The 7,322-nt window shown below is 66.2% G+C and carries 7 protein-coding genes; 4 read left to right on the top strand and 3 right to left on the bottom strand.

Features of this window, described 5'->3' with window-relative positions:
* Positions 1–194 precede the first annotated feature (194 nt).
* Positions 195–962: an SDR family oxidoreductase gene (locus tag ACMGDH_RS18145; protein ID WP_436829393.1), complete on the bottom strand. Its 768-nt coding sequence runs from the start codon at positions 960–962 to the stop codon at positions 195–197.
* A 104-nt stretch (positions 963–1,066) separates the two neighbouring features.
* Between ACMGDH_RS18145 and ACMGDH_RS18140 the strand changes: the two genes are divergently transcribed.
* Positions 1,067–1,462, top strand: coding sequence for a winged helix-turn-helix transcriptional regulator (locus ACMGDH_RS18140; RefSeq protein WP_436829392.1), 396 nt, complete (start codon positions 1,067–1,069; stop codon positions 1,460–1,462).
* Here ACMGDH_RS18140 and ACMGDH_RS18135 read toward each other — a convergent pair.
* Positions 1,459–2,067 (bottom strand): L,D-transpeptidase family protein, encoded by a 609-nt coding sequence (locus tag ACMGDH_RS18135; RefSeq protein WP_436829391.1) that lies wholly within the window; start codon positions 2,065–2,067, stop codon positions 1,459–1,461. The two genes, ACMGDH_RS18140 and ACMGDH_RS18135, sit on opposite strands and share 4 nt — an antisense overlap.
* 245 nt (positions 2,068–2,312) lie before the next feature.
* Here ACMGDH_RS18135 and ACMGDH_RS18130 point away from each other — a divergent pair, with 245 nt between their 5' ends.
* From ACMGDH_RS18130 to ACMGDH_RS18120, 3 genes are all read left to right on the top strand, one after another.
* Positions 2,313–3,017, top strand: a complete 705-nt coding sequence (locus tag ACMGDH_RS18130) for a murein L,D-transpeptidase catalytic domain family protein (RefSeq protein WP_436829394.1) — start codon at positions 2,313–2,315, stop codon at positions 3,015–3,017.
* Positions 3,018–3,087: 70 nt separating this feature from the next.
* Positions 3,088–3,591 (top strand): CinA family protein, encoded by a 504-nt coding sequence (locus ACMGDH_RS18125; protein WP_436829390.1) that lies wholly within the window; start codon positions 3,088–3,090, stop codon positions 3,589–3,591.
* Positions 3,591–5,642: an NAD(+) synthase gene (locus tag ACMGDH_RS18120; protein ID WP_436829389.1), complete on the top strand. Its 2,052-nt coding sequence runs from the start codon at positions 3,591–3,593 to the stop codon at positions 5,640–5,642. Before ACMGDH_RS18125 ends, ACMGDH_RS18120 begins: the two co-directional genes overlap by 1 nt.
* Before the next feature lie 4 nt (positions 5,643–5,646).
* On the opposite strand, the gene ACMGDH_RS18115 is transcribed toward ACMGDH_RS18120, so the two are convergent.
* Entirely contained in the window at positions 5,647–7,218 is a 1,572-nt protein-coding gene (locus tag ACMGDH_RS18115; RefSeq protein WP_436829388.1) for an ATP-binding protein, read from the bottom strand.
* Positions 7,219–7,322: the final 104 nt, after the last annotated feature.

Raw genomic sequence — 7,322 nt, 5'->3', positions numbered from 1 at the left:
CGGTGTAGCGTCGGTGTAGCGTCGGTGTAGCGTCGGTGTAGCGTCGGTGTAGCGTCGGTGTAGCGTACCTGCCGCGTCGGTGGCGCGTCGCGTCAAGCGTTTTCGCACCTTATGCTTGCAAATCAATGCGTTGCCATTTTTACCCCTCCCGCAAAAAGGCGCAAACGAGTCAAGCAGGTCAACCGCTGCCCGCGCTAGTGCCCTTGGCGCGCCGCCCGGGCGAACTCGTTGAGCTGGGCCACCGTCTGGTCGAACCGCCCCTCCGCCTCGGCATTGCGCAGGAAGCGGACCCGCTCGACCAGTATCTCGCCCGGCGTCGGCTGCTGCTGGAACAGCGCTGTCACTTCGTCGGTGAACTCCTCGAGCGGCTGATAGCCCGGGCGGCTCTCCTGCCCCGGCGTCAGCCCGGTCTGCACCGCGGGCGGCGCCAGTTCAATCACTTCCACCCGGCCCTTCAGCGCCTCGCGCATCGCCACGGTGTAGCTGTGGATCGCCGCCTTGGTCGCGTTGTACGTCGGGGCGTCGATCAGCGGCACGAAGGCGAGGCCCGAAGTGACGTTGACGATCGCCGAATCGGGCTGCGCGATCAGATGGTCGATCAGCGCATTGGTCAGCCGGATCGGGCCGAGCAGATTGGTGGTGATCGTCGCCTCGGCATCCGCCAGGTCGCGCCGCGTATCGAGCGGCTCGAAGCGCATGATGCCGGCATTGTTGATCAGCACGTTGAGCGCCGGGTGCTCGACGAGCAATCGCCGCGCAAAATCCTCGACTCCCTCGCTGCTTTCCACGTCGAGCTGCATCGGAAAGATCCTCTCGCGGCCCGCCGCCGCCTGCTCCAGCGTGTCGAGCCTGCGTCCCGCGACGATCACCGCGTTGCCGAGGTCGTGGAAACGGTGTGCGAGCGCCTCGCCGATGCCCGAACCGCCGCCGGTGATGAGGATGGTGTTGCCGCTGAGCTTCATGAGTCGTCTCCTTCGCAAGGCTGTCAGCCGCCGATGTATTGCGCTACTCTCCCGACGGAAGAAGGCACCGAAAAGATTTATACTTACCCGATGGAGAGTGTCGAATGACCGAAGCCCTGCCGGTCTCCAAGCCATGGCCCGACAGCGATCCGGCGGTCGACGCGCTCGTCACCGAAGTGATCGGTCGCGTCGCCGACAAATGGACTATGCTGATTCTCGAGGTGCTCGCCGATCACGGCGAGTTGCGCTTCACCCGGATCGGAAAGCTGGTGCCTGGCATCAGCCAGAAGATGCTCACCCAGACGCTGCGCCAGATGGAGCGGGACGGGCTGGTCGTGCGCACCGTCCATCCGGTGATCCCGCCGCGCGTCGAATATCGTCTCACCGAGCTCGGCTTCAGCCTCGGCGCCGCCTTCTGCAGCGTGTGGCTGTGGGCGGAGGCGAGTCTGGAGCAAATCGAAGCAGCGCGGCGCAGCTTCGACGCCCGGCAATCGGATTAGTCTGCGCCTGCGACTTCCAGTCCGTCGGCAGGACCGGCAAGCTGGGAACCTGGCAGCGGTGCCTTATAGGGCTCGGCCGCTTCCGAGAGGTCATATACCACCGTGACCCTGCCGCCGAGTTCGGTGAGGTCGAACAATTGCCTCGCGAACTTGGGCGGCAGGCGGATGCAGCCGTGCGACGCCGGATAGCCGGGGACTTCGCCGCCGTGCAGCGCGATCCCGTCCCAGGTGAGGCGCTGCATATAGGGCATGGGCGCATCGCTGTAGAGGTTCGAGCGATGGAATTTCCGCTTCTGCAGGATCGTGAACTCGCCGGTCGGCGTGTCATAGCCGGGCGTACCCGTCGACACCGTGGTTTCGGCAAGCAGCGATCCGCCGCGGTAGAGATAGCCGCGTTGCGCCAGCAGGCTCACCACGAACGACACCGGCTCGGCCGAGGTGCTCGCGGCGATCTGCGCCGGCTTCTCGTGCCACACGAATCTACCGGGCTCGAGCGGCAGCACGTCGGGCTGCACCACCTGGACAGTGCTTTGGCCGGCTGCAGGCAATGCCGGAAGCACCATGAGTAGGCCGGCAGCGATCCCGGCGCGTAGGCCGGTGTTCATTGTCCTTCTCCGTCCGTCGCGCGAAACGCGCGCTCTCACGGGAGTCAACGTGGCACACACGCATTGGTGCCAGGCGGCCAACTCGGAGATCTCCCCCCGGTTATGGAATCACCGATCGAAGAGGGTTTACGGCGAAGCGAGCCGAACCTGCGCCCAATTGCAGAAATGGTGCAACTTGTTCAAACATTGGCACAAACTATTTTGCTATAAGGATGATTAGAGCAACGAAGCGGGCAAAAGGTTTGCTGAACGACAGTCTCGACACGGCGCAGTCGCGCCGCGCATTGCTGAGGGGCGCGTTGACCGTCGCCGGCGGAGCGCTGCTTTCCTCGTGCACTTCCCGAACCGTCGAGATGGCGGCTGCGCCCATTCCGGTGCCGCCACCCGTCGCCCCGATCCCCAAGGCGCCTGCAGTGGCGACTGCGCGTCCGATGCCCACCGGCGTCCGGCCCGAGCTGTTCAAGAAGGCCGTTGCCGCGCTCGATCGCCACTCGTTCCGCGTTCCCTCGCATGACCGCATCGCAATCGCCGATTTCTCGCGTCCTTCGGCTGAAGCGCGCTTCTATGTGGTCAACATGGGCACCGGCGAGGTTCAGAGCTTCCTCGTCTCGCACGGTATCGGCTCGGATCCCGGCCACACCGGCATGCTCCAGCATTTCTCGAACGACATGGGTTCGGAAGCGACCTCCGAGGGCGCGTTCCTCACCGCCGATTATTATGTCGGCAAGCACGGGGATTCGCAGCGCCTGCTCGGCCTCGATCCGACGAACAACAATGCCTATGATCGTGCGATCGTCGTCCACTCCGCCTGGTATGCGAACCCTGAGGTCGTCAGCCAGCACGGCAAACTCGGCCGCAGCCAGGGCTGCTTCGCCGTCGGCCAGCGCGAGCTGGCGCGGCTTTTCGAGCGGCTCGGCCCCGGCCGGATGATCTACGCCGCCAAGGCCTGATCCGCATTTTGGGATCGATCCGGGTCTGTCGGGGTTGGCACTTGGCCTCACCCCGGACTAGGACCATTGCATGACCGAAACGCTCTCCCCCGTGCTGCCGGACGATGTCGACCGCGCTGCCCGCACCCTGCTCGAGAAGGCGTGCGACAAGGAGCTCAGCATCGCCACCGCCGAAAGCTGCACCGGAGGGCTGCTCGCCTCGCTTCTCACCGACGTCGAAGGCGCCAGCCATGCCTTCGAACGCGGGTTCGTCGTCTACACCAATGAAGCCAAATCGGAATTGCTCGGCGTCCCGGCCGAACTGATCGAACGTGAGGGACCGGTGAGCGCCGCCGTCGCCGTGGCAATGGCGGAGGGCGCATTGCGGGCCAGCAAGGCGGACATTGCGCTGTCGGTAACCGGATTTGCCGGTCCCGGTGGAAACGGGGACGAACCGGGGCTGGTCCACTTCGGCTGTGCCCGGGAGGGCCGGCCGACCGCGCACCGCGAAGCGCATTTCGGCGATGTGGGCCGCGGCGCGGTGCGGATCGAGTGTATGCGCGTCGGGCTCGAGATGCTGGCGGAGGCGCTTTGATGGCCAAATCCCACCCCTTCTACGCACTGCACCGCCACGGGATGATCCGCGCCGGGGTCTGCACGCCGGTCACCACTGTCGGCGATCCCGCCGCTAACGCGCAGGCGACGATCGACCTCGCCAAGGCCGGTGATGCCGAGGGCGCGGACCTGCTCGTCTTCCCCGAGCTCAACGTCACCAGCTATGCGATCGACGACCTGCACCTCCAAGACGCGCTGCTCGACGCGACCGAAGCGGGCATCGCGGCGATCATCGAGGCGAGCGCCCGGCTGAAGCCCGTCCTCCTGGTCGGCGCGGCGCTCCGCCGCAACGGCCGTCTCTACAATTGCGCGCTGGCGATCGCCCGCGGCCGCATCCTGGGTGTGGTGCCCAAGCAGTATCTTCCCAATTACCGCGAATATTATGAGAAGCGCTGGTTCGCCTCCGGCCTCGGCCTCGAAGGGCTGGAGATCAGCGTCGCCGGCCAGACCGTCCCCTTCGGCGCCGACCTGATCTTCGCCGCCTCGGACCTGCAGGACTTCGTCTTCCACATCGAGATCTGCGAGGATTATTGGGCCCCCTCCCCGCCCTCGACCGAGGGCGCGCTGGCGGGTGCGCTGGTGCTCTGCAACCTCTCCGCTTCCAACATCGTCATCGGCAAGGGCCGCGAGCGCGAGCTGCTCTGCGCCTCGCAATCTGCACGGGCGCTGTCGGCTTATGTCTATTCGGCCGCGGGTCCCGGCGAGAGCACGACCGACCTTGCCTGGGACGGCCAGGGGCTGATCTATGAGCTGGGCGAGCTGCTCGCCGCGTCCGAACGCTTCGAGCTGAGCACGAGCATCGTCTACGCCGACCTCGATCTCGAGCGCCTGCGGCTGGAGAGGATGCGCAACGGGACGTTCAACGACAATGCCCGCGCCGCCGGCGATCCCGAGACCAATTTCCGCCGCATCGCCTTCGCCCACGAGCCGGATTTCGCCGACCGCGGGCTGGTCCGCCGCCTCCGCCGCTTCCCCTTCGTGCCCAACGCCCCGGCCCGGCTTGAGGAGGATTGCTACGAGGCATTCAACATCCAGGTGGAGGGTCTGCGCAAGCGGCTCGCGGCGACCGGAAGCAAGCACCTCGTCATCGGCATCTCGGGCGGGCTCGATTCCACCCACGCGCTGATCGTCGCATGCAAGGCGATGGACCGGCTCGGGCGCCCGCGTTCGGAGATCCTCGGCTTCACCATGCCGGGATTCGCGACCGGCGAAGCCACCAAGTCCAACGCCTGGGCATTGATGCGGGCGCTCGGCGTCACCGGCGAGGAGATCGACATTCGCCCGGCCGCGCGGCAGATGCTAACCGACATGGGCCATCCCTTCGCCCAGGGTGAGCCGGTCTATGACGTGACCTTCGAGAACGTCCAGGCGGGCCTCCGCACCGACTATCTCTTCCGCCTGGCCAACCAGCGGCAGGGGTTCGTGGTGGGCACCGGCGACCTTTCGGAGCTGGCGCTTGGCTGGTGCACCTATGGCGTAGGCGACCAGATGAGCCACTATGGCGTGAACGCGGGCGTGCCCAAGACGCTGATTCAGTATCTGATCCGCTGGACGGTGCAGACCGGCCAGTTTACCGGCGAAGCGGCCGACGTGCTCACCGCGATCCTCGATACCGAGATTTCTCCCGAGCTCGTGCCTGCCGATGCCGAAGGCAAGATGCAGAGCACCCAGGACCGTATCGGCCCCTATGAGCTCCACGACTTCTTCCTTCACTACACCATACGTCACGGCCTGCGGCCGTCGAAGATCGCCTTCCTCGCCTGGCATGCCTGGCGCGATCGCGAGGCCGGGCTCTGGCCGATCGATTTCCCGGAAGCCGGGCGCAACCAGTACGACCTCGCCACGATCGCCAAGTGGCTCGAAGTGTTCCTGTTCCGCTTCTTCCAGACGAGCCAGTTCAAGCGCTCGGCGCTCCCGAACGGGCCCAAGGTGTCGGCCGGCGGTGCGCTGAGCCCGCGCGGCGACTGGCGCGCCCCTTCGGACAGCGTGGCGACCGCCTGGATCGAAGAACTGCAAAAAGCACTGCCCTGACCGGCTAGCGCCCGAGCATCTCCGTGACGCGGCAGAGCAGTTCGTGCGATTCGAACGGCTTGCGGAGCATCGTTACATCCGGACCCGCGATGCCATCGAGCTTCTGCGATTCAGCGAACCCGGTCACCACCAATATGCGAAGGCCTGGGTGGACCTCGTGTACCGCCCGCGCGACTTCGGCTCCGCTCATTCCCGGCATTGCGAAATCCACCACCACCAGGTCGGGCCTCCGCTCGTGGACCAGCGCCAGTCCCTCCGCGCCCTCACCGGCTTCCCGCACCTCAGCTCCGGCGCCGCGGAGCATCTCGGCCAGCGTGGCGCGGACCTGGGGATCGTCGTCGATCAGCGCGATCGAGCAGCCGTGGAGGTCGGCCCGATGATCGTTGCGGGCATCGTCCTCCACCTCACGCCGCGGTTCCAGCTTTGCGACTCGCAGCAACAGCGTGATCGCCGTGCCCCCGCCAGGCTCGCTCTCGATCCTAAGCGACCCCCCGCTTTCACGGAGTGCGCCAGCCACCATCGCGAGCCCCATGCCGGTGCCCTCCCCCTTGGTGGTGAAAAAGGGCTCGGGCGCGCGCGCGAGCACCTCCGGCGGCATGCCGATCCCGGTGTCGCGGATCGTCAACGCCACATACTCGCCCTCCGGCACACCCGACGCGGGATCACCGCTGTGGCGCGCAGCCGAAAGCGTGAGCGTGCCTCCCTCCGGCATCGCGTCGCGTGCGTTGAATGCCAGGTTGAGCACCGCAAGTTCGAGCTGGAGCGGATCGGCTTCGATGTTGAGCGACGGATCGATAGGATCGACGCGGACCTGGCTGAGCGGCGCCACCGCCCGCTCGATCAGATCCTTCATGCCTGCGATCAACTCGACAAGCCGGATCGAAGTGACTTGCCGCTGCTGCTTGCGTGAAAAGGCGAGAAGCTGACGAGTCAGCGCGCGTCCCCGCTCGACGGCGTTGAGAGCGCTTGCGCTCCAGCGCACCACGCGATCCTCGTCGCCGGGCTTGCGCGCGATCAGCTCCAGATTGCCCGCCACCGCCTGGAGCAGATTGTTGAAATCATGTGCGACACCGCTGGTGAGCTGCCCCACCGCCTCCAGCCTCTGCGCCTGAAGGAGCGCCGCCTCGGCCTGCTCGCGCTGCACGATCTGCGCGCGCAATTCGTCGAGGGCGGCGTCGCGCTCCTCGAGCATTCCGGCAAGCTCTTCGTTCGTCGCCTTCAATGACTCGGCCGAAGGCATGACGAGCACCTTCGGAACCAGCGCCCAGAGCGCGATCGCGCCGACGATCGAGATCAACGCTGCTACCACCGCGAGCCCGGTCAGGACTGCCGGGAATGGTTGCCACTGCAGCCCTACGGCCGCGGCGTGCGACAACCCCGCGGCCAGAGCACCCCCGGCGAAGCACAGGTAAACCTTGCGAAAGGCGAGATCGGGGCGGCGGCGGACGAGGACCACCAGCGCCAGCGCACACGCCAGATAAGCAAGCGCGGCAGCCGCGAAAGCGATGCTTCCGATCGAGCCGAGCCCCGGCTGCGACGCATTGCCATTCGAGACAGTGGCGAGCAGGCTCAGCATCGAAAGTCCTCAGTTTCCCGAAGTTCGGGGGTAGCGTGGCATATCGGACGCTGGCTACACGCGAACCTACGTAAAAGCCTGTAAGTCGCCATAAGGCGCCATGG

Source organism: Sphingomonas radicis, assembly GCF_051400635.1.
Lineage (GTDB): Bacteria > Pseudomonadota > Alphaproteobacteria > Sphingomonadales > Sphingomonadaceae > Sphingomonas.
This window is presented reverse-complemented; position numbering and strand designations above follow the sequence as displayed.

Bases quoted from the DNA above. Each gene is read 5' to 3' on its own strand.
- ACMGDH_RS18125 (WP_436829390.1), top strand. From the start codon at position 3,088: ATGACCGAAACGCTCTCCCCCGTGCTGCCGGACGATGTCGACCGCGCT.
- ACMGDH_RS18145 (WP_436829393.1), bottom strand. From the start codon at position 962: ATGAAGCTCAGCGGCAACACCATCCTCATCACCGGCGGCGGTTCGGGC.
- ACMGDH_RS18140 (WP_436829392.1), top strand. From the start codon at position 1,067: ATGACCGAAGCCCTGCCGGTCTCCAAGCCATGGCCCGACAGCGATCCG.
- ACMGDH_RS18135 (WP_436829391.1), bottom strand. From the start codon at position 2,067: ATGAACACCGGCCTACGCGCCGGGATCGCTGCCGGCCTACTCATGGTG.
- ACMGDH_RS18120 (WP_436829389.1), top strand. From the start codon at position 3,591: ATGGCCAAATCCCACCCCTTCTACGCACTGCACCGCCACGGGATGATC.
- ACMGDH_RS18115 (WP_436829388.1), bottom strand. From the start codon at position 7,218: ATGCTGAGCCTGCTCGCCACTGTCTCGAATGGCAATGCGTCGCAGCCG.